Below are 21,951 nucleotides of genomic sequence, written 5' to 3' on the forward strand. Positions count from 1 at the left end.
TATGCCATAAAGACAACATTTTCGTCTGTATAATTAAAAAAGATATTGAGTTATAACAGAAAAGGAGTAGACAGATGACTAAGAAAAAAATATGGGCAATCAGTTTTATTATTCTTATATTATTAATCATTAGTGTTGTTATTTTAAAATATATATTGCGAGATCATAAGCAACAACATTCAGGTTACGATACATATACAGTTAAAGCGGAAACACCGATTCAAATTGAAGGTAAGGCCGCGCCACAGTCAGTAAAAACTTATCAATATAATAGTCAAGTTGGTACGTTGATTGCTGCTACAGTTGAAGATGGACAAAAAGTACGCCAAGGTGAACGTCTTATTAGTTACGATACAAATACGAGTAAGCGTCAATCTATGGCCAATAAAGTGAATCAAGCACAGCAACAAGTGAATAAAGATGTGACGCAAATTAATCAAACGCCTAATGACCAGTCATTACAAACGAAGCTTACAGAGGACCAAAGTGCCTTATCAGAAGCACAACAGCAACTTGCACAATATGATAAACAGGTAAATGATAGTACGGTAGCTTCATTTAACGGTATTGTTAACATTAAAAATGGCAGTGATGCTAGCGACGGTGAACCTATTTTGCAGCTAATATCGAATCAACCTCAAGTTAAAGCAACCGTTTCAGAATTTGATATTGATAAAATCAAAGAAGGAGATAACGTCAATATTAAGATAAATAGTAATGGTAAAAGCGGGACTGGGAAAATCATCAAGATTGATCAACTTCCAACATCGTTTGAAGATTCAACAAATACAAATGCTGCACAAGCAAGTCAACAAGGAAATACGGAAAGTAATGGCGAGGCGAGCGGGACACAAACAGCTATAAATCCAACTGTTAATAATCCATCAGGAGGTAAAGACGGAGCAGCATCAAAATACACGGTAATTATAGGGAATATAGATCTCCCAATTAGAGCAGGTTTTTCATTAGAGGCCAAAATTCCATTGAAAACATTAAAATTACCGAAGAATGTTTTAACGAAAGATAATCAAGTATTCGTGTTGGATTCTGAGCATAAAGTACATAAACGCCATATTAAAATTGAACGCAATAATGATTAAATTATTGTTAAAAAAGGATTAAAATCTGGAGATAAAGTAATTAAAAATCCTCAAGTCAATCTCAATGATGGTGAAAAAATTGAGGTGTCTTCATGATTGAGTTAAAAGGTGTCAACCGTGCTTTTAAGAATGGAAATGAAACAACCCAAGTATTAAAAGACATTAACTTGAACATTCAAGCAGGCGAATTTATTGCAGTTATGGGTCCGTCTGGTTCTGGGAAAAGTACGTTAATTAATATTTTAGGTTTTATTGATCGTGGTTATTCAGGAATCTATAATTTTGAACATGAATCTTACAAACAAAGTTCAGATAGTAAATTAGCTGAAATACGCAATCGTACAGTGGGTTTTGTGTTTCAAAATTTTAAATTAATTCAAAATCATACTATTTTTGAAAACGTCAGCATTCCACTTATTTACAATGGTATGTCAGCGAAAAAAAGATCAGTACGCGTGAAGCAACGGCTTGCTGATGTTGGACTCACAGGGAAAGAAAATTTACTGCCTAGCAAGTTATCAGGAGGTCAGCAACAACGTGTGGCAATTGCTCGAGCAATCGTCAATGAACCAAGGTTTATTATTGCTGATGAGCCAACTGGTGCACTTGATTCTGAAACGTCGAAGGAGATTATGGCATTATTTGGACGTTTAAATAAGGCACAACAAACAACATTAATTATGGTTACCCATGATCGCAAAGTGGCTGAACAAGCAGACCGTATTATTCATATATTAGATGGTCGCATACAAAGCGAAGAGGTGATGACACATGAGCAATTTATATAATATTATTGTTGTCGCCTTGCGCTCAATATTAAAAAATAAACGACGTAACCTGTTAACTATGATTGGAATCATAATTGGTATTGCCGCTGTGATTACAATTATGTCGCTAGGTAATGGATTTAAACAATCGACCAATGAACAATTTGATGATGCAGGCGCGGGCAAGAATCAAGCAATAATCAGCTTTGCTACAGAAAACCAAAGCGCTCCAAAAGAAAATCCGTTTAAACATGAGGATATTCAGTTAGTAGAACAAGTCAATGGTGTGTCCTCGGCTAAAATCAAAGAAACACAAGAAAGTACATATGCAGCTAAAGCGACCAATACCCAAGGTAACGGCGAAGTTAACTTAAAAAAAGTAACAGCAGTAACAGCGGTAGATGAAGGCGATGGATATTCTACTGAAGACAATGATATGATTGAAAAAGTTGTCGTCATTGACCATAAACTTTCAAAACGAATCTTTCATAATGATGCGGTTGGGAAGTCATTATACATTAATGGTGAGGGCTTTAAAGTTGTTGGTGTGTCTGATGCTGATGTTACAGATGACAGTGGTTCACCAGTTGAAAACGTTGTGAAAATGCCTACGAAAACATTTAATCATTATATGAGCGACCTTTCACAAGGTACGCCGCAACTTCAGCTTACTGTGATGGCAGATGCACATAAGAAAGATGTCGCCCAACAAGTTGAGAAGGAATTAAATAAAAAAGGCTCAGGGCTCTCTGAAGGTAAATATAGCTTTGTGGATAATGAAGATATGATGAAAAGTGTGGGTAATATTCTTGATACCATTACCTACTTTGTTGCTGCAGTAGCAGGAATATCATTGTTTATTGCTGGTATAGGTGTAATGAATGTCATGTACATTTCAGTGACCGAACGTACCGAGGAAATAGCGATTCGCCGTGCGTTTGGTGCAACCGGCAAGAACATTGAAGTACAGTTTTTAGTGGAAAGTGTTATCTTATGTTTAATTGGAGGTATTATTGGACTTATATTAGGCATTGGTTTGGCAACACTTATTGATTTCGTTACACCTGACATGATTAAGAGTTCGGTCAGTCTAGGGTCAGTCTTATTAGCAGTTAGTGTTTCTACACTAATTGGAATCATCTTTGGTTGGGTACCAGCACGTGCTGCGGCTAAAAAAGAATTAATTGATATTATTAAGTAGTAGTATAAAAACAACTAATAAAGGCCATAAAATGCATATCGTAGCGTGCATTTTATGGCCTATTCATTTTGTTACGTTTTGAAAGATGCACTTAGAGCGTCTTCTAAGTTTATACCTATCATCACGAGATAAAGTGGAATGTCTTGTTGCAGAGCAATAGGTGTTAATTCGATTTGTTGTTGTGTACATTGGACAAAGTAAGTGTAAGGTTTATCAGCAAAGCGCATAAAGCCTTTTAGTCTATATACATGTGTTGGTAAATGTTCTAAATGATCGATAAATGTATGTTGATTAACTATCGTCGGCTGTTCAATAAAAATATGATTCAGACGATGGTGATGTTGTCCAGAAGGCTTAGCATGTAAAGCCTGTGGTTGTATTAAATCACTTAAACCTAATTGGCCTTGAACGCCCACTCGCACATCTGCATCTTGATGTTGTTGGCCTATGTTAACCAGAAATTCACTTAAGCTGTCTAAATCAACTCGATCTATTTTATTGATGAATAGTGTAGAACTATGCTCTAGTTGTGCAAAGAACAAGTGCTGAATGTCATCAGGATAGGTTGATAGCTTATTTGCCATTGCCGCATCGATGACATTGACAATACTATCAATACGAACGATAGGACTAAGCACTGGTGTTAAACATGCATCAACAACTGCCAGTGGTTCAGCCACGCCACTGCACTCGATAAAGACAACATCTGGTTGATAGTGTATATAAAGCTGATGTAGTTGTTGCGAAACATCTGCTTTCATAGAACAACAAATACAGCCTGACGTTATTTCTTCTAAAGGAATAGGTTGTTCAATTAGTAAGCCATCGATACTTTGCTTACCAAATTCATTCATAATCACAGCCGGATGCAAGTGATTGTCTATAGCATCTTTAACTAAATGATTTAACAGGGTAGTCTTCCCACCGCCTAAAAAGCCACCAATAATGATAATTCTCATACGATTGCCTCCTTATTAATGTAGCCAAATGGTGCAGATACGAACGATAAACCATGTAACCGTTATACACATGCTTGCAGTTATCATTTGTTGTGAAATCATTTTCAAGCTTTGCAACCATCCTAAATGTCGTATTAACATAGTCATTGTGACAGTACATGATGTGAACGTTGAGCTGAAAAACACTAATAGTAGCAACTGTAAACTACTTAACTGTTTAAGCCAGAATCCATCATGCATATTGAAAAGCAACATGCCGTCCTTGCGTATAATTGAAAACAATATACCGGGAGATAACTGTGTTGGTATATTGAGATAAGATAATAAAGGCATAAAAATTTGTGAAATAAACGTTAATATGGGCGTTAATGCTAAGAGGCTAACAATAACACAAATGCCTATAAAAATAGGTAATGCTTGTAGCAAAAACATACGCACATTACACCATAAAGCATTACATAAAGAAAAAAACTGTGGCCAATGAAATTTAAAATTGTGACAAAAGTTCGAATTGGTTATTAATCTTTGCTGTTGTCGGTTCCTCCACAACTGGTTGTGTAACATACCGCCTAAAAAGACTAAAATTAAGTACGGTACGAATAACCAAGAGCGCTCTGCTACGTTGAAAACAGAAAGGGTTGCACCAATTTGATAGCTACAAGAGCTACCAAAACTAATTAAACTCATACACTGTGCTTTGGTACATTGGTGACATTGAGAAGCCGCTTGTGATACCGCTGCAGCATTACAACCGAAGCCTTCAAGCACGGGGATGATATCAGCTCCGTGTAGGCCCAACTTTTTCATAGTAGGCTCGATAGCCCATACAATATATTCTTTAAGATGTGTTTGAGCAACAATGGCTGTCGATAAGCTGATTAATATAACTACTGGTAACGCCCATATAAGTGAATAAGTACCTAGTGAGCCAATGCCATAATCTCCAAATAATATCGAATTTACCCAATGTTGACTGAATAGAGATAGCTTGGCTAAACGTTGTATGCCTTCTTCTACATAAGCAGTTTGTAACCATGCTGAAAAATGATACGCCCCCCATACGGGTAGTGCAAACATAATCACAATCAATAACCAACCGAAAGACATATCACGTTTTTGGGGTTGTATCGTTTTGCATAACTGTACAAATTGAGTGAGTTGTTTCACAATGGCTTCACTATTCAAAGGACTTACTAATATACGTTCATACAAAGAAATATCTAATTGATGTTTTACAATCCATTGGCGTAATAAAGTTTGTTGCTGGGTTGTTAGTTTAGTAATATTTGTTAACTTTAGATAATGAACATCATGTGGTATGGCATCATGTGTACCATTTTTTAAATCAAAGGTTATCTCTAGCATGAGCAGTTCACATCACAGCATTCATAATCATCTAGGTACATTTGATTATGCTTATAGCGGTCAACGATATTTTGATTGTCTGATAACCCTTCACGATCAGCAATTATCTTCGCTAATACCGCAAAACGTGCTCTAAATTTATAAATGTAACATAATGTTGCATTGTCATGACGGACTGTTGCACCAATCATAAACACATTTGGATATCGTGTTGATTCGTCTTGGTCTGTAAGTTTAATGTCTTGACCGTTAATATCAAAAAGTTGTTGTACCAATGGATTGGCCCTGACATCAAAACCAGTTGCAATAATAGGCTCAGTTTCAGATTGAGTAATAAGCCCATTTGTAAACGTTAAAGTATAGATGTCATTATCATATGAGATAGATGCTAATGTATAAGGTGTATGCATATCAATTTGAGCACCATCAGACATAGCACTTTTCAAACGATGATAGGTATATGATGATAAGCGAATACTTGGATCTGCATCCACTTGATTGAAACTTGATTGCTGTGCATAAATTGATACTTGGGCACCGACGTTAGACAGATGTATGGCAGCGTCAAAAGCACTTTCATTACCACCGATAATAGTGTAGCGTTTGTTGTCTTGTCCTAACGTGTTGAAATCATGGATCTTGCTGTAATGGCGACCATATTGAAATGGTTGATATGGAAAGTCAAAATCACCAGTAGCAATAAATAAATAATCAGCAGAGTAATCGCCATGATTTGTCTTTATGTAATAACAATCTTTCTTTGCTTCTATACTGTTTACAGTCGTCTTGGTTTCAACATTTAATTGATAATGTTGACTAATCAATTCCAAGTATTCACTATATGTTGAACCTGAAAGGTGCTCTTCTTTAAAGGTAAACGCTGGAGAAGTATCGATTGACACGGCATTAATATCAGGCATACCGAAGCCATTAGTAGTAAATGATGGTGTAATGGTTCTGGTTGACTTTGGCCATTGTTTAAAAGAATGACCAATACTATTTTTTTCTAAAATTAAGACGTCAGATAGGTTAAAATCTTGAAGGGTAATCGCCATTCCAATGCCAGCTGCACCAGCGCCAACAATAATAATAGAGTGATGTTGAGACATATATATGCTCCTTTATATAATTATAAATAGTAATGATTACGATTTGTAATTATATAATGAATATCCGGTGAATTCAAATGAAAGTAATAAGTAGAAGATTGAATAAAGTAAGAATCATAAAAACAACCAAGGCTTGAGGGTGTGTACCTTGGTTGTTCTGGTTATCATAGATGAGGCATTATTAAGGAGGCAAGTTGATGCCTTAATGATATAAAACGTGAGCTATTTAAGGCTTAATTGCAAATGCACGAACGGGGAATCCTGGTGCATTTTTAGGTTTAGGACTAATGGCATAAATAATGGCACCACGGGTTGGTAATTGATCAAGATGAGTCAATAATTCAAGTTGGAATGTGTCTTGACCTAGCACATAGCGTTCACCAACAATATCACCATTTTTAGCTGTATCTATTGAAGCATCTGTATCAAATGTTTCGTGACCAATAGATTTTACCTGACGTTCTTCTAGTAAGAACTTTAATGCGTCAAGTCCCCAACCTGGTAAATGTTGTTGACCTTTAGCATCTCTGTTTTCAAAGCGTTCTATATCAGGCCAGCGTTTTGACCAATCCGTACGCAAAGCGACAAAGGTATCAGGTTCAATTTGACCATGTTTCGCTTCCCAGGCTTCTAAATGAGCTCGAGTGACGACGAAATCATTGTTGTCAGCAGCTTCTTTAGAAAAATCCAACACGATAAGAGGTAGAACGAGTTCTTTTAAATCTAAGTCTTCTAAATAACGTTTACCTTCAACAAAGTGAATAGGTGCATCAATATGTGTGCCATATTGTGTCACAATATTCCAACGTTGCACGTAAAAACCGTGTTCTTTTACAGTGAATAGTGTATCCACTTGACCTTTTTCGAATTCACTAAAACGAGGAATATCTGGATCAAACGTATGTGTAAGGTCAACCCATTGTGCTGATTTTAATTGATGAAGCTGTTCCCATAAAGGATAAGTTGTCATTACAATCACCTACTTTGAATAATATTAATCGTGATGAGTTTGGAACATCATCATATTTTAGGCTCTGAGCCCTATATTGGCAGTTGTTGACTGGATTGAAAAGCGCTTATACCAAGCTTTTTTAATCCTAGTCAACCTTGCCAGTGCCGGACTACGAATTCATATTAAACTCTGTCCCGCTCCCACCATAAATCATCAGCGTATTAAGAAATATAAGATGTGTCTTATTCAGCGCGTTTTTTCTTCACGGTATTTACCAAGACGGTTAAAGCAGCTTTAACTTCATCTTCTTTACGTGTTTTTAAACCGCAATCTGGATTAACCCAGAAGAGTGAACGATCAATTTGTTGAAGTGAACGATCGATTGCCGTTTCAATTTCATTTTCAGTAGGAATACGTGGACTATGGATATCATAAACGCCTAGACCAATACCTAAATCATAGTTGATATCTTCAAAGTCTTGAATTAAATCGCCGTGACTACGTGATGTTTCAATTGAAATCACATCAGCATCTAATTCATGAATCGCATTGATGATTTGACCAAATTGAGAATAACACATATGCGTATGAATTTGTGTATCATCTCGCACAGATGATGTCGCAAGTTTAAATGAATGTACTGCGTCTTTTAAGTATTGTGCATGATATTCAGAGCGTAGTGGTAAGCCTTCACGTAATGCAGGTTCGTCTACTTGAATTACTTTGATGCCTGCAGCTTCAAGTGCTAACACTTCTTCATTGATTGCTAATGCAATTTGATCTTGTACAATTTTACGAGGTACATCGACACGTTCGAATGACCAGTTCAGAATGGTTACAGGACCAGTTAACATACCTTTTACCGGTTTGTCTGTTAAACTTTGAGCGTATACTGTTTCTTTAACAGTAAGTGGTTCGGTCCATTTTACATCACCGTAAATTACAGGTGGTTTTACGGCACGAGAGCCATAAGATTGTACCCATCCAAATTTTGTTACAAGGAAACCTTGTAATTTTTCTCCAAAGAATTCAACCATATCATTACGTTCAAATTCACCATGAACTAACACATCTAAACCGATATCTTCTTGAATTTTAATCCAACGCGCAATTTCACTTTCTAAGAAATCATTATAGGCTTTATCTGAAATTCGATGATTTTTCCAATCTGCTCGATATTTACGCACTTCCCGTGTTTGCGGGAATGATCCAATCGTTGTTGTAGGTAAGTCAGGTAAGTGTAAACGTGCATCTTGAGCTTTTTTACGAGCTGGGAATGCTGATTGACGATGTGTACGTACACTTTCAAAATCATATTCAAGATTTTTAAATGATTGACTTTGGAAACGTTCATAACGTGCTTTTAGTGCATCATATTTAGTGCTATCATTGTTGTTAAATAAACGACGAAGCGCATCCAATTCATCTAATTTTTCAGTAGCAAAGCTTAACCCTTCAGCGACTGACGCTTCTAATGTTTCATCATCTAATGATACTGGAACATGCAATAATGATGATGATGGTTGAATCACAATATGTTCTGTATATTGTTGCAATGTTTCAATGAGATTTTTCTTAGCTTCAATATCTGCAGCCCATACATTACGACCATCGATAATACCTGCGTATAATGTTTTTGAACGATCAAAGTCTCCGGCTTGAATTTGTTTTAAGTTGTAACCATTGTCATGAACAAAGTCTAAACCTAAGCCACCAACTGCTAAAGTACTTAAGAATTTAACATTAGCACGTTCAAAATATGTTTGAATGACTAATTTTTTGCCCAAGCCATCATGAGCTAAATAATCATATGCTTCTTTCGTGATTGTTTCATAATCACTGCTGCCATCAGTAACTAATATCGGTTCATCTACTTGAATGTATTGTGCACCAGCGTCAACTAATTGTTGTAACACTTCTTTATAAAGTGGTAGTAATGCACGCACTTTTTCCTCAAAAGATTGATGACCGCCTTTTGATAATTTTACAAAAGTAATAGGTCCTACAATGACAGGATGTGCATTGATATTTAGTGATTGTGCATATTTAAAGCGTTCTAACAAAGCATTATATTCGATTTTAGGAGTAACATTGTCCCATTCTGGTACGATATAGTGATAGTTGGTATTGAACCATTTGATTAAGGCACTAGCTACGTGTTCTTTATTTCCGCGTGCGATATCGAATAATAAATCATCATTCACTTCTCGGCCTTGGAAACGTTGAGGGATAATATTGAATAATAGGGATGTATCGAGAATATGGTCGTAAAGTGAAAAATCTCCTACAGGTACACTATCTAAATTATAATTTTTTTGAAGTAGTAAATTTTCTCTGTGTAAGTCAGTTAATGTTTGGTCTAATTCAGCTTTATCAATTTTTTTAGCCCAATAACTTTCTATGGCTTTTTTCCATTCTCTTTTTCTACCTAATCTTGGGAATCCTAAATTTGAAGTGTTAATTGTTGTCATAATATTGCCTCCTTATTAGTGGTGATTGATCGTGAGTACGCTGCGAGTTCTAGAGAGTAATCTACACGCTGAAATGGTGTGATGATATACAATCCGTTAAAATATTGATGTACTGTATCAATCAAATCTTTTGATAGTCTTAAACTCAATTCTTTCGTCTTTTCTTTATCATCTTTAACTGCTTTAAACTGATTTAATACACTTTCTGACATCTTGATGCCTGGCACTTCATTATGTAAAAATAGTGCATTGTTGTAACTTGCAATAGGCATAATTCCTATAAATATAGGTATATTTAGATGTTTTGTTGCTTCATACACTTGAATGATTTTTTCTTTACTATAAACCGGTTGTGTAATGAAATAACTCATGCCGCTTGCTATTTTCTTTTCTAAGCGTTTTACAGCGCCATCTAACTTTCGTACGTTTGGATCGAAAGCGCCAGCGATGTTGAAGTTAGTATGTTTCTTCAGCGCATCACCGTCTGTATTAATACCTTGATTAAAACGTAAAGCTAATTCTGTTAAACCTTTAGAGTTGACGTCGTAGACATTCGTTGAACCTGGTAAATGTCCTACCTTAGATGGATCTCCAGTAATAGCTAAAATTTCATTGACACCTATTAAAGATAGGCCTAATAAATGAGATTGTAAGCCAATTAAATTACGATCTCGGCAGGTAATATGTACTAAAGGTTCAATGTCATAGCGCTGTTTAATTAGACTGGCAGCAGCGATGTTACTAATGCGAACAGTGGCCAGCGAATTATCTGCTAACGTTACAGCATCGATATGTGCTGCATCCAATTTTCCTATATTTTCAAAGAATAAATCTGTATCCAAGTGCTTTGGAGTATCTAGTTCGACAATTACCGTTGGGCCTTGTTTAACTTTAGAAGTTAGTGATTGTTTTATCGAATCTGTTCGACGCTGATTACTCTTTTTATGAATAGGAATAACCTTTTTATGGTTAACAGGTGAGAGGTGTGACACCGAGGATTTAATGTAATGAATGTGTTGTGGTGTCGTTCCACAACAACCCCCAATCAAGCGTACACCTTGTTCGATTAATTTTTCTGCTACAGCACCAAAGTATTGTGCATTGTCACTATATTTAAATTCACTGTTTTCAATATCTAGTAAACTGGCATTGGGATAACACGAAAGATATGCATTATCTGGCAATGCGATATGAGAAAATGATTTTTCCATATGATGTGGTCCGTGATGACAGTTCAGGCCAACCACATCAGCACCACAAGTAACAAGTTGTGCTAAGGCATCATTGATTTCTGTACCGTCAACAAGATAAGTTGTGTTTGAAGCGGTTAATTGTGCGACTACCGGAATGTCATAATTACGTTTAGTCCAGGTAACAATACGTTTCAATTCATCTAAGTCGTAATATGTTTCAAATAGCAGTGCATCTACACCTTCTTCAATCAACGTATCAATTTGATTTTCCGTATGATACTGTATCGTTGATAAAGAAATATCATCTTGTTTAATACCGTGAAATCCGCCTACAGTACCTAATATAAATGTATTTTTAGTCGCAGCGCGCTTTGCAATTTTAACAGCAGCCTTATGAATTTCTTTAACTTTATGTTCTAAACCAAAGGGTTTTAATTTTTCAAAATTAGCACCATATGTGTTGGTTTGAATAACATCGGCGCCTGCCTCGATATATGAGCGATGAATTCGTTCAACTTTATCAGGATGAGTTAAGTTATAGGCTTCTGGGCAAGTATCTAAGCCTTCTGAATAAAGAATAGTACCTATAGCGCCATCAGCTACTAAGATATTGTTTTGTAACTGGTTGAGAAATTGACTCATTAAAAGCCTCCTTTAGTGCAAATTTGATGTCGGCAATCAGTTCGTCAGGTTGTTCTAATCCTACACTTAATCGGAATAAGCCAAAGGTAATACCGCGTTGATTTCGCACATCTTCTGGAATAGCTGCATGTGACATAGTAGCTGGATGAGATAAAATTGTCTCAACACCGCCTAAGCTGACGGAAACTAATGGTAGTGTCAATGCATCAACAAAGGTTTGTGCTTTTGACTCATCCTTTAATCTAAAGCCTATGACAGCACCGCCACTAGATGCTTGTTGCAGATGTTTAGCATGATTTCCTGGGTAATAAACTTCGGAAATTTCAGAACGTTGAGATAAAAATTCGACTAACCGTTCTGCATTGGCTGTAGCTTGCTTAAAGCGTACTGGCAAAGTCTTAAGATGTTTAGCTAGTGTCCAACTATCTTGTGCTGATAATGCAGTGCCAGTACCGTTTTGTAATAAGTAAAGTGCTTGAGCGACATCTTGTCGATTTGTAATTGCGGCACCTGCAATAATGTCACTGTGACCACTTAAAAATTTAGTTGCTGAGTGTACAACAATATCAGCGCCTAATGCTAAAGGTGACTGGCCTAGTGGTGTCATAAATGTATTATCAACCGCTAATAATAACTGATGTTGTTGTGAGATTTGGGCGACAGCACGAATATCAGTGATCTTAAAACATGGGTTCGATGGTGTTTCAACATAAATCAACTTTGTGTTAGATTGAATCGCCTGTTCAATGTTATTGGGTTGTGTGGTATCGACAGTTGTAAATTCAATACCAAAACGGTTCAATATTTGTTCTGTTAAACGGAATGTACCTCCGTAAACATCATCAGGAAGTATGACATGGTCTCCGGACGACAGCGTTAACAATACAGCCGAGATAGCTGCAATACCTGAAGCATAAGCAAACGCGTAAGTCCCACCTTCTAACTTAGCTAATTTATCTTCAAGCAGTTGCCGGTTTGGATTGCCACTACGTGCGTAATCAAATGGTGCATTGCCACCTAATACTTGTTGATGAAATGTTGAAGAATCATACAGTGGTGGGTTTGCTGAGTCATAATCAATACCGCGTCGTTCATCAAAAATGACTTCAGTTTCTTTAGATAAAGCCATATCATCACTCCTCTTTAGCTTGTGTTAAAGCTTGAATAATATCTGCTTCAATATCTTGGTAATGTTCAATACCTATAGACAAACGTATTAAATATTCATCGATGCCACGTTTATCCTTTTCTTCATCTGGCATATCGACGTGTGTTTGCGTGTATGGGAAAGTAATAAAAGTTTCTGTTCCACCTAAACTTTCAGCGAATATACAAATTTCTAAATTTTCCAAAAATTTAGCAACTGAATAATGTTTGTTGAGACGTAAGCTTAGCATGCCTGTTCGTCCGCTATATAAAACTTCATCAATAGCTGCTAAGTCGTTACAACGCTGTGCAAGTTGTTGGGCATTTTGTTGAGCCCGTTCAACTCGGAGATGAAGTGTTTTTAAACCACGCTGTAATAAATAACTGTCTAATGGTGAGAGTGTTGCACCAGTCATATTATGAAATTGACCTAATGTTTCTGCTAATTGCGTATCCTTGACCGTGACGACGCCAGCCAACACATCATTATGGCCACCAATGTACTTTGTTGCTGAATGTAGTACTATATCAGCACCTTCAGTCAACGGTGTCGATAAGTATGGCGTAAGAAACGTATTATCGATAATCGTCAATAATCCATGACGCTGACTGAGATCATAATAAAGCGTGACATCAATTTCTATCATTTGTGGATTTGAGATTGGTTCAATAAACAATGCTTTAGTATGTGCATTGATATGCTGTAAAACGTCATCATAATTTAAGAAATCGACATATTTAAATTTAATGCCATATTGCTGTTCATAAAAATCAAACAGTCTAAATGTCCCGCCATATAAATCAAATGCGACAAGCACTTCATCACCTGGTTTAAAGAGGTTACAGATAAGTTGGATAGCGGCCATGCCACTCGACGTCGCAAACGAGGCAACGCCTTGTTCTAGTGCAGCGAACGCTTCCTCAAATGCACTGCGTGTTGGATTCTTTGTGCGCGAATAATCATAACCTGTTGATTCACCAAGATGAGGATGTTGAAATGCTGTTGATAAATAAATGGGATTCGCAATGGCGCCGGTCGCATCTTTAGTTAAAGCGATTTGAGCCAATTGTGTATCTTTCATATCAATGTCCTCCATTCCGTTTTTCAATAAAAAAAGCTTCCGTCCTTTAAACCCGATAGTTATCGGATGTAAAGGACGAAAGCTTGTTTCGCGGTACCACCTTTGTTTGTTACTTTATTGCTAAAGTAACCTCATTCAGTACGCCATATTTGTCTAGACATAAGTGAAACGAATATCACGTTTAGCCACGATTAATGTGAATTTAGAACACATTAAAAAACTCATTTAGTTCTAAAGAATTAAATGAGTATTAACCGGCATGTCGTGACGTATTGCATTCCAGTACGCCATTCAACAAAATGTTAATACTGTATCGCTATAACGGGTGAACCCGTTGATACCTCCTATTGGTATCAACACTCAAAGGCCATTTTCAAACATGCTTCCAATGTTTCCTTTCAGCAAATGGAAACTCTCTGTGCTTGTAGTGTATGCTCTACTTTCCTTATTACAGTGTGTAGTGTTTTTGTAATGATATTTCATAGCTTACAGCTCAAAATTTAATTTGTCAACAACTTTTCTGAAAATTTAGATTAGAAAATTAATTCCGATAGATTATCGTAAACGATAAAACATGCGAGATAAATTAGATAAAAAGATTTTATTTTTTGGCTAAGGGTACGGTTAGCACTTGTGAAAACCACAATTAATTTTTAAAATAATATAAAGTAATAGAACACAATCATTTGATGTATAAAATAAATTTAGTAAAGGGAAGATGAGGTGAGAATTAGTGGCTATAGAAAATGATCATCGCCTACAGATAAATGAAGATGAGCAGATACGATGGATTGCAATTGAAGAAATTATGCCTAATCCATATCAACCAAGGAAAAATTTTGATGCAGAACGACTAAACGATTTAGCTGAGTCAATTAAAATTCACGGTATTTTACAACCCATTGTGCTCAGACAAACGGTTCAAGGATATTATATTGTAGTAGGTGAGAGACGTTATAGAGCTTCTCAACTTGCTGGATTGACAAAGTTGCCATCAATTATAAAAGAGTTATCTGATGCAGATATGATGGAACTCGCTATTATTGAAAATTTACAGCGTGAAGACTTAAATGCAATTGAAGAAGCAGAAAGTTATCAACGATTGATGGACGATTTGCAACTTACGCAACAAGAAGTCGCGCATCGCTTAGGTAAATCGCGTCCATATATTGCCAACATGTTAAGACTTCTGCATTTGCCCCCATCACTTAAAGATAGTGTACAACGAGGAGAACTCAGCGGCGCACATGGCAGAACATTACTCGGAATCAAGTATAAACAACGTATGATTCAAGTGGGCAGAAAAGCGTTTAAAGAATCATGGAGTGTAAGGTATTTAGAAAAGTATGTGAACAACATTCAAGAGGGAAGTCAGCCTTACCCCAAAGTAACTAAGGAACCACTAAAACCTAAATTCATTCAAAAACAAGAGCGGTTATTACGAGAACAATATGGTGCAAAAGTTGATATCTCTACTAAAAAACAAGTTGGTGCAATTACGTTTGAATTTAAGTCGAAAGAAGAATTTGAGCGGTTAATTAAATTATTGCATGATAAGTAATGCACGTTTTTTAGTCTTACTTACCCAATTTGAGGTTCGGATAATAAAAAGTGCATGCATATGATAGCAATAAGGTGTTACTATATAGCGGTGGAAAATGAAAACAAAGATCGTGATGTTGTTCATTATTCGAACCGTAGACGGATGACGGTATAACCGAATTTATATATAATGGCATAATTGTCGAAACATAGGGAGGTTTGCATAAATGAATCAAATAAAAAATGTACTAGCATCATTATTCGAACCGCTAACTAAGGTCGAAACATATGAAAACTTAATTACAAAATTAGCTTTAATCTTAATTTATATCTTAGTAGCAATCATTGTTATATCCATCTTAAATAAAATTATTGCTCAAGCGTTTAAAATCCAAAACAAGAGTAAAAAAGGAAATAAAAAACGTTCGAAAACACTCATATCCCTTGTACAAAATGTCGTAAAATATATTGTTTGGTTTATCGTTATTACAACCGTCTTAAGTAAATTTGGAATAAGTGTAGAAGGCATTATTGCTAGCGCTGGTGTGGTGGGATTAGCTGTAGGTTTCGGAGCCCAAACGATTGTAAAAGATGTTATCACGGGATTCTTTATTATTTTTGAAAACCAATTTGATGTTGGAGATTATGTTAAAATCAATAGCGGTGGAACGACAGTTGCAGAAGGTACAGTTAAATCGATTGGTTTGCGATCAACACGCATTAATACAATAACTGGAGAATTGACTATTCTTCCTAATGGTAGCATGGGTGAGATAACAAACTTTTCAATTACGAACGGTACTGCAATTGTAGTTATTCCTGTATCAGTTGAAGAGAATTTAGATGCAGTTGAAAAGAAATTAAATAAATTGTTTGTGTCAATGCGTAGTAAGTATTATTTATTTGTAACAGATCCAGTTGTTCTTGGGATAGATGCAATTGAGAATAATAAAGTAACATTTAGAATTTCTGCAGAAACCATTCCTGGTGAAGGTGCAGCTGGTGCACGTATTTTACGTAAGGAAATTCAAAAATTGTTTGTCCAAGAAGGTATTAAATTGCCTCAACCGGTCTTTTCTCAATACGAAAATCAACAAAAGAGCAAATAAGGATTGGAGGTAACTTTATGACGTCAAAGTATGGAATAAATGATATAGTAGAAATGAAAAAACAACATGCTTGTGGTGCGAATAGATTTAAAATTATTCGTATGGGCGCTGATATTCGTATCAAATGCGAAAAATGTAATCGCAGCATCATGATTCCACGGCAGACGTTTAATAAGAAAATGAAAAAAATCATTGTATCACAGCAAGATACAGAAAGTAAGGAGAATGAATAATGGCTTTAACAGCAGGTATTGTAGGTTTACCTAATGTAGGCAAATCTACCCTATTTAACGCAATTACTAAAGCAGGGGCTTTAGCAGCAAACTATCCGTTTGCTACCATTGATCCTAACGTTGGGATTGTGGAAGTGCCAGATACGCGTTTAGATAAATTAACAGAAATGGTAGAACCAAAGAAAACGATTCCTACAGCATTTGAATTTACAGATATTGCTGGGATTGTTAAAGGTGCATCTAAAGGAGAAGGTTTAGGCAATAAATTTCTATCACATATTCGTGAAGTAGATGCAATTTGCCAAGTTGTACGTGCATTTGATGATGATAATGTGACACATGTCGCTGGTCGCGTAAATCCTTTAGAAGATATCGAAGTCATTAATATGGAACTCGTGCTTGCAGACTTAGAATCAGTTGAAAAGCGTTTACCACGTATTGAAAAAATGGCTCGTCAAAAAGATAAAACAGCAGAAATGGAAATGCGTATTCTAAATCGTATTAAAGAAGCTTTAGAAGAAGGTAATCCAGTGCGTAGCCTTGAGTTTACTGAAGAAGATCAAAAATGGGTTAATCAAGCACAGCTATTAACATCTAAAAAAATGTTATATATCGCTAATGTAGGAGAAGATGAAATTGGCGATGTAGAAAACGATAAAGTAACAGCAATTCGAGAGTATGCTGCAAAGGAAGATTCTGAGGTTATCGTAATCAGTGCAAAAATTGAAGAAGAGATTGCAACACTTGATGATGAAGATAAAGCGATGTTCTTGGAAGACTTAGGCATTGAAGAACCTGGTTTAAATAAACTTATCCGTACGACTTATGATTTGTTAGGTTTATCAACATATTTTACGGCGGGTGTGCAAGAAGTACGTGCTTGGACATTTAAACAAGGTATGACGGCTCCACAATGTGCAGGTATTATCCATACAGATTTTGAACGTGGTTTCATTCGTGCAGAGGTAACAAGTTATAAAGACTATGTCGAATATAATGGTGAACAAGGTGCAAAAGAAGCTGGGAAACAACGTTTAGAAGGTAAAGACTATATCATGCAAGATGGAGATATTGTTCACTTTAGATTCAATGTCTAAAATTGGAATGATAACAATAAATTGCTAACTCATAGATAAAAAACAATGTAAGCTTCGAAAATGGCTAATGTGACGAGGGGCTTACATTGTTTTTATTTATTAACTTTGGAAAAGTATATATTGTGATTTAAGTTAAAATTGAATGAATAAGTTAGTTAACTGAAGACTTATACTACAAAATTGGTATGGTCGTAATTGTTTCATGTCACTATTTATGAATAAGATAATGTCAAGATGATTTAAAAGAAAGGTATCACTTTACTCGCTTCAACAATATCTTCTGTGCTAAAAAACTGTTTACCTTCACCAGTATAAGCGGGTTGAAGTACCAAGTTTGCTTTAGCACAATAGAGCCAATCTGGGTGGATACCACTATTTAGAATGTCTTGAAATTCTTGAAAATCCTTAGACCAATCTAAATTTAACTGCATGTTAAACACCTCACATCGATATTATAGAACATACGTTCTGTTTTGTAAAGTGCTATTTAACCTAGTTGATAAAAAAATTCTGATTAAGATTTTGACTTACATAGTTAGCATCAACATTTTGTTTGAGTTCAGATGCATAATAGTGATCCGTGTATTGCCATAGGACATGTTCGCTTTGAGGTTCAGTTTGTTGATACGCTGCTAACCAACATCCATCATAAGCATTAATGGCGTTAGCAACATGATTTAACATGAAATTCTCGTAAGAATAGAACAATACCTTTTTATTTCCCGCTAACTTTTTCATTTCAGCAGCCCAAGCTTGAGTGGCAGTATTTTCATCACCAGATTTAACCGTTTGTTGTTCATAATCATTAATGTAAAAATCAGCTTTAGGTGCACGTTGATGAAGTGTTCGAGCCTCATAACGCGCATCATCGGCATTTTCATACATACTATAAGAATAAACACCAAATTTCATATTGTATTTATCTAAAAGTGCAGAATTGTTTGCTAAACATTTATCGACATATTCAGAGCCATATTGTCCGCGAATAATGATGAAGTCATAGTTTTTCTTTAATGCTTTTACTTGAGCATCGGTAAGTGCACCTTGCCATTCAGATATATCTAAAATTCTTTTGCTGGATGACGAAACATTTGCCCGTGGTTTAGTTGGCATGCCTCCTCGGCCGCCTGCACCACTATTTATGTATTGTTTGTAACCAGAGCCCATTGTACCTTTATGATATTGATATACTGGTTTTTCTGCTAAAGCTGTGGTGGTACATAGAGTTGTCAGTAAAATTAAGAGGGTTATAATCGATCGTGATATTTTTATAAACATTAAGAGCCTCCTTATTATGTAAACTACAGTTGAAAGTGTTTAAATATTTTTTGAATGGTTCGTATAGAGGGTAAAATATTTAAAATGTATTAGCAACCATGCGTATTGCTCGATATATGAAATAGGAAATAAGTTTGATTTAAAAATAAAATGTTCACTATATTTTGGCGGTATGCGACATGTAAAAGACAAAATAATATAGATTGTAAAAAGTAAAACCCTATGCTATAATTATGGACTGTGAGTAATGAAAATTATTCCTTGCTTATTGATAAAGTTAATAAGCCGCATAGACCACAAGGAGGTGCAATTATAAAATGAGAACATATGAAATTATGTATGTCGTACGTCCAAATATTGAAGAGGATGCTAAAAAAGCTGTAGTAGAACGTTTTAACGGTATCTTAGCTTCAGAAGGATCAGAAGTTTTAGAAGAAAAAGATTGGGGTAAACGCCGTCTTGCTTATGAAATTGAAGATTTCAAAGAAGGCTTCTATAACATCGTACGCATTAAAACAGATAACAATAGAGCGACTGACGAATTCCAACGTTTAGCTAAGATTAATGATGATATCATTCGTTACATCGTTATCCGTGAAGACCAAGATAAGTAATAATTAGACGGGGGCGCTTATATGTTAAATAGAGTTGTATTAGTAGGTCGTTTAACCAAAGATCCAGAATACAGAACTACTCCCTCAGGCGTAAGTGTAGCGACTTTTACTTTAGCTGTTAATCGTACATTCACGAATGCTCAAGGGGAACGCGAAGCTGACTTTATCAACTGTGTTGTTTTTAGAAGACAAGCAGAAAACGTTAATAACTATTTAAATAAAGGTAGTTTAGCCGGCGTTGATGGTCGCTTACAATCACGTAGTTATGAAAATCAAGAAGGTCGTCGTATTTTTGTTACCGAAGTTGTATGTGACAGTGTTCAATTCCTTGAACCTAAGAACGCACAACATGGTGGCCAACGTTCACAAAACAATGAATTCCAAGACTATGGTCAAGGATTCGGTGGTCAACAATCAGGACAAAATACGTCATATAATAACAATAACGCATCAAAATCTAATCAAAACGATAATCCATTTGCCAATGCTAATGGACCGATTGATATTAGTGATGATGACTTACCATTCTAAAAAAATGAACGCATGAAATAAAAAATATTAAAGGAGGCAGTTAACCATGGCAGGTGGACCAAGAAGAGGCGGACGTCGTCGTAAAAAAGTATGTTATTTCACAGCAAATGGCATTACACATATCGACTATAAAGACACTGAGTTATTGAAACGTTTTATCTCAGAACGCGGTAAAATTTTACCACGTCGTGTAACTGGTACTTCAGCTAAATATCAACGTATGTTGACAACAGCTATCAAACGTGCACGTCATATGGCATTATTACCATATGTTAAAGAAGAAAACTAATATATAGTTTATTATAAAACCCCGTAAGCATAGGCTTATGGGGTTGTTTTTGTGTTTTGAGAATTATAGAACCATTTATTAAAGGACCTGGGACATCATTATGTTTTAGGCTATGAACTATATATTGACAGTAGTTGACTGGAGTGCAAATATGTTGATACCAAGTTGTTTTCAATCTTAGTCAACCTTGCCAGGGCGAGACTACTCATTCATCATGAATGCTGTCCCGCTTCCATTGCATCAACGTCCTAAGTTGCAGTGGGGAATGTGTATGTGTAGCTACTGTATGTTATATAATAAAGGATGTCGTTTTATACAAGATTCTTTATTAATTTTGCACTATAAAAAATTTACTCGATTTAAGTAAAGAATAAATTTTTAATCGTTAATGCTATACCTAATATAGTGGCAATAAAAGAAAAAAAGCCTATGAGTAAGCTTTTTATGAAAGAAAGCTTAAATTTAATTAATTCATCTCGTTGTTGACTTTCAGGACTAAATATCCAATTGTAAATAGAATTAATTATTTTTCTGAAAGTTTGTATCAGCCAGTAAGAAATAAGAACTGAAGTAATAATGATAATATAGTCATCAAAATGAGTAAGATTTTCTATATCTTTTCTAATAAATATGTATATATGATAAGAAATAATAATTATTAGGGTAGTTACTTTAACAAATTTTAATAATGAATTTTTACCTTTAAAGTAAACTACATAAAACATCATTAAATACAATGCTAATACCCAAAATATAAGAATTAATGAAACAGCACTAGATAAAACATCAATTAAAGATTTATTCATAAATGTAACCTTATACGCTAAGATGAAGGTATAAGTCATTAAGGTAAAAGGACTTAAAAAGAAGGCGCCGATAGCATTTTGTAAAAATGTTTCAATTTCTAAACTTTTAAAGTAGTTACAAAAATGACAGAACTGCTTTTGTTTTTTAGCTGAGAGTTTCATAAAAAAGCACTCCTTTTTAGTAAGTTTAATTCTATATTAAAACCATAAAAAATATATCATAATAAATCTTTTTCTTACAATACTTTTGCAAATATGAAATAGATAAGATTATTGATAATTTAAAGGGCAAAAAAAGGGCGTAATTTTGAAATGAAAGGCAAGTATGTGAACACTATAGTATTATAGCTATATATACTGAAATATAAGCATTTTGATAATGAATGAAATGTTATAAAATATGGTTATATAAAAGAAGAAAACTAATATATAGTTTATTATAAAACCCCGTAAGCATAGGCTTAT

The 21,951-nt window shown here is 35.3% G+C and carries 20 protein-coding genes, 1 pseudogene and 1 other annotated feature; of the genes and pseudogenes, 10 read left to right on the top strand and 11 right to left on the bottom strand.

Annotated features, from left to right (window positions below; translation table 11 throughout):
- The first annotated feature begins 74 nt into the window (after positions 1-74).
- The 3 genes and pseudogenes from CD041_RS11145 to CD041_RS11155 all read left to right on the top strand — a co-directional run bounded on the left by CD041_RS11145 (position 75) and on the right by CD041_RS11155 (position 3,068).
- A pseudogene (locus CD041_RS11145) lies at positions 75-1,196 on the top strand (efflux RND transporter periplasmic adaptor subunit).
- Positions 1,193-1,888 carry an ABC transporter ATP-binding protein gene (locus CD041_RS11150; RefSeq protein WP_070648023.1) on the top strand — a complete coding sequence of 232 codons (696 nt, stop codon included), beginning with the start codon at positions 1,193-1,195 and terminating at the stop codon, positions 1,886-1,888. Before CD041_RS11145 ends, CD041_RS11150 begins: the two are co-directional and overlap by 4 nt.
- Complete coding sequence (locus CD041_RS11155) at positions 1,872-3,068, top strand: ABC transporter permease (RefSeq protein WP_080606646.1); 1,197 nt, start codon at positions 1,872-1,874, stop codon at positions 3,066-3,068. The genes CD041_RS11150 and CD041_RS11155 overlap by 17 nt, the downstream gene beginning before the upstream one ends.
- A gap of 71 nt (positions 3,069-3,139) precedes the next feature.
- On the opposite strand, the gene CD041_RS11160 is transcribed toward CD041_RS11155, so the two are convergent.
- From CD041_RS11160 to CD041_RS11195, 8 genes are all read right to left on the bottom strand, one after another.
- A complete protein-coding gene (locus CD041_RS11160; RefSeq protein WP_070648021.1) occupies positions 3,140-4,027 on the bottom strand; it encodes a CobW family GTP-binding protein in 888 nt (295 codons plus the stop codon).
- Positions 4,028-4,042: 15 nt separating this feature from the next.
- Positions 4,043-5,392 carry a nucleoside recognition domain-containing protein gene (locus tag CD041_RS11165; protein WP_080606645.1) on the bottom strand — a complete coding sequence of 450 codons (1,350 nt, stop codon included), beginning with the start codon at positions 5,390-5,392 and terminating at the stop codon, positions 4,043-4,045.
- Entirely contained in the window at positions 5,386-6,501 is a 1,116-nt protein-coding gene (locus tag CD041_RS11170) for an NAD(P)/FAD-dependent oxidoreductase (RefSeq protein WP_070648019.1), read from the bottom strand. Before CD041_RS11170 ends, CD041_RS11165 begins: the two co-directional genes overlap by 7 nt.
- A gap of 226 nt (positions 6,502-6,727) precedes the next feature.
- The gene (locus tag CD041_RS11175) at positions 6,728-7,471 is read right to left on the bottom strand and encodes a cyclase family protein (RefSeq protein WP_002461090.1); all 744 of its coding nucleotides are present in this window, start codon (positions 7,469-7,471) and stop codon (positions 6,728-6,730) included.
- Positions 7,472-7,695: 224 nt separating this feature from the next.
- Positions 7,696-9,924: a 5-methyltetrahydropteroyltriglutamate--homocysteine S-methyltransferase gene (gene metE, locus CD041_RS11180; RefSeq protein ID WP_002461091.1), complete on the bottom strand. Its 2,229-nt coding sequence runs from the start codon at positions 9,922-9,924 to the stop codon at positions 7,696-7,698.
- Entirely contained in the window at positions 9,921-11,759 is a 1,839-nt protein-coding gene (locus CD041_RS11185) for a bifunctional homocysteine S-methyltransferase/methylenetetrahydrofolate reductase (protein ID WP_070648017.1), read from the bottom strand. Before CD041_RS11185 ends, metE begins: the two co-directional genes overlap by 4 nt.
- Positions 11,713-12,888 carry a cystathionine beta-lyase MetC gene (metC, locus tag CD041_RS11190; protein ID WP_002461093.1) on the bottom strand — a complete coding sequence of 392 codons (1,176 nt, stop codon included), beginning with the start codon at positions 12,886-12,888 and terminating at the stop codon, positions 11,713-11,715. Before metC ends, CD041_RS11185 begins: the two co-directional genes overlap by 47 nt.
- 4 nt (positions 12,889-12,892) lie before the next feature.
- Positions 12,893-13,987, bottom strand: a complete 1,095-nt coding sequence (locus tag CD041_RS11195; RefSeq protein WP_002479235.1) for a PLP-dependent transferase — start codon at positions 13,985-13,987, stop codon at positions 12,893-12,895.
- 68 nt (positions 13,988-14,055) lie between these two features.
- Positions 14,056-14,448, bottom strand: a binding site (T-box leader).
- A 272-nt stretch (positions 14,449-14,720) separates the two neighbouring features.
- On the opposite strand from CD041_RS11195, the gene CD041_RS11200 reads away from it, so the two are divergent.
- The 4 genes from CD041_RS11200 to ychF all read left to right on the top strand — a co-directional run bounded on the left by CD041_RS11200 (position 14,721) and on the right by ychF (position 17,968).
- Positions 14,721-15,548, top strand: coding sequence for a ParB/RepB/Spo0J family partition protein (locus CD041_RS11200; protein WP_080606644.1), 828 nt, complete (start codon positions 14,721-14,723; stop codon positions 15,546-15,548).
- A 208-nt stretch (positions 15,549-15,756) separates the two neighbouring features.
- Positions 15,757-16,638 (top strand): mechanosensitive ion channel family protein, encoded by an 882-nt coding sequence (locus CD041_RS11205; protein ID WP_002461096.1) that lies wholly within the window; start codon positions 15,757-15,759, stop codon positions 16,636-16,638.
- A gap of 17 nt (positions 16,639-16,655) precedes the next feature.
- Positions 16,656-16,871 (top strand): DUF951 domain-containing protein, encoded by a 216-nt coding sequence (locus CD041_RS11210; RefSeq protein ID WP_002461097.1) that lies wholly within the window; start codon positions 16,656-16,658, stop codon positions 16,869-16,871.
- Positions 16,871-17,968 (top strand): redox-regulated ATPase YchF, encoded by a 1,098-nt coding sequence (gene ychF, locus CD041_RS11215; protein ID WP_037544028.1) that lies wholly within the window; start codon positions 16,871-16,873, stop codon positions 17,966-17,968. Before CD041_RS11210 ends, ychF begins: the two co-directional genes overlap by 1 nt.
- Positions 17,969-18,207: 239 nt before the next feature.
- On the opposite strand, the gene CD041_RS11220 is transcribed toward ychF, so the two are convergent.
- Positions 18,208-18,399 carry a hypothetical protein gene (locus CD041_RS11220; protein ID WP_002479240.1) on the bottom strand — a complete coding sequence of 64 codons (192 nt, stop codon included), beginning with the start codon at positions 18,397-18,399 and terminating at the stop codon, positions 18,208-18,210.
- Positions 18,400-18,460: 61 nt separating this feature from the next.
- The gene (locus CD041_RS11225; protein ID WP_002479241.1) at positions 18,461-19,246 is read right to left on the bottom strand and encodes a GH25 family lysozyme; all 786 of its coding nucleotides are present in this window, start codon (positions 19,244-19,246) and stop codon (positions 18,461-18,463) included.
- A gap of 317 nt (positions 19,247-19,563) precedes the next feature.
- Here CD041_RS11225 and rpsF point away from each other — a divergent pair, with 317 nt between their 5' ends.
- From rpsF to rpsR, 3 genes are read left to right on the top strand one after another with little or no spacing between them, the layout of a single operon-like run.
- Complete coding sequence (gene rpsF, locus CD041_RS11230) at positions 19,564-19,860, top strand: 30S ribosomal protein S6 (RefSeq protein WP_002461101.1); 297 nt, start codon at positions 19,564-19,566, stop codon at positions 19,858-19,860.
- Positions 19,861-19,881: 21 nt separating this feature from the next.
- Entirely contained in the window at positions 19,882-20,391 is a 510-nt protein-coding gene (gene ssb, locus CD041_RS11235) for a single-stranded DNA-binding protein (RefSeq protein WP_002461102.1), read from the top strand.
- 46 nt (positions 20,392-20,437) lie between these two features.
- Positions 20,438-20,680 carry a 30S ribosomal protein S18 gene (gene rpsR / locus CD041_RS11240; protein WP_002461103.1) on the top strand — a complete coding sequence of 81 codons (243 nt, stop codon included), beginning with the start codon at positions 20,438-20,440 and terminating at the stop codon, positions 20,678-20,680.
- Positions 20,681-21,039: 359 nt separating this feature from the next.
- On the opposite strand, the gene CD041_RS11250 is transcribed toward rpsR, so the two are convergent.
- Positions 21,040-21,648, bottom strand: a complete 609-nt coding sequence (locus CD041_RS11250; protein WP_070864850.1) for a hypothetical protein — start codon at positions 21,646-21,648, stop codon at positions 21,040-21,042.
- Positions 21,649-21,951: the final 303 nt, after the last annotated feature.

The sequence above is a fragment of the Staphylococcus lugdunensis genome (genome assembly GCF_002901705.1).
GTDB classification, from domain to species: domain Bacteria; phylum Bacillota; class Bacilli; order Staphylococcales; family Staphylococcaceae; genus Staphylococcus; species Staphylococcus lugdunensis.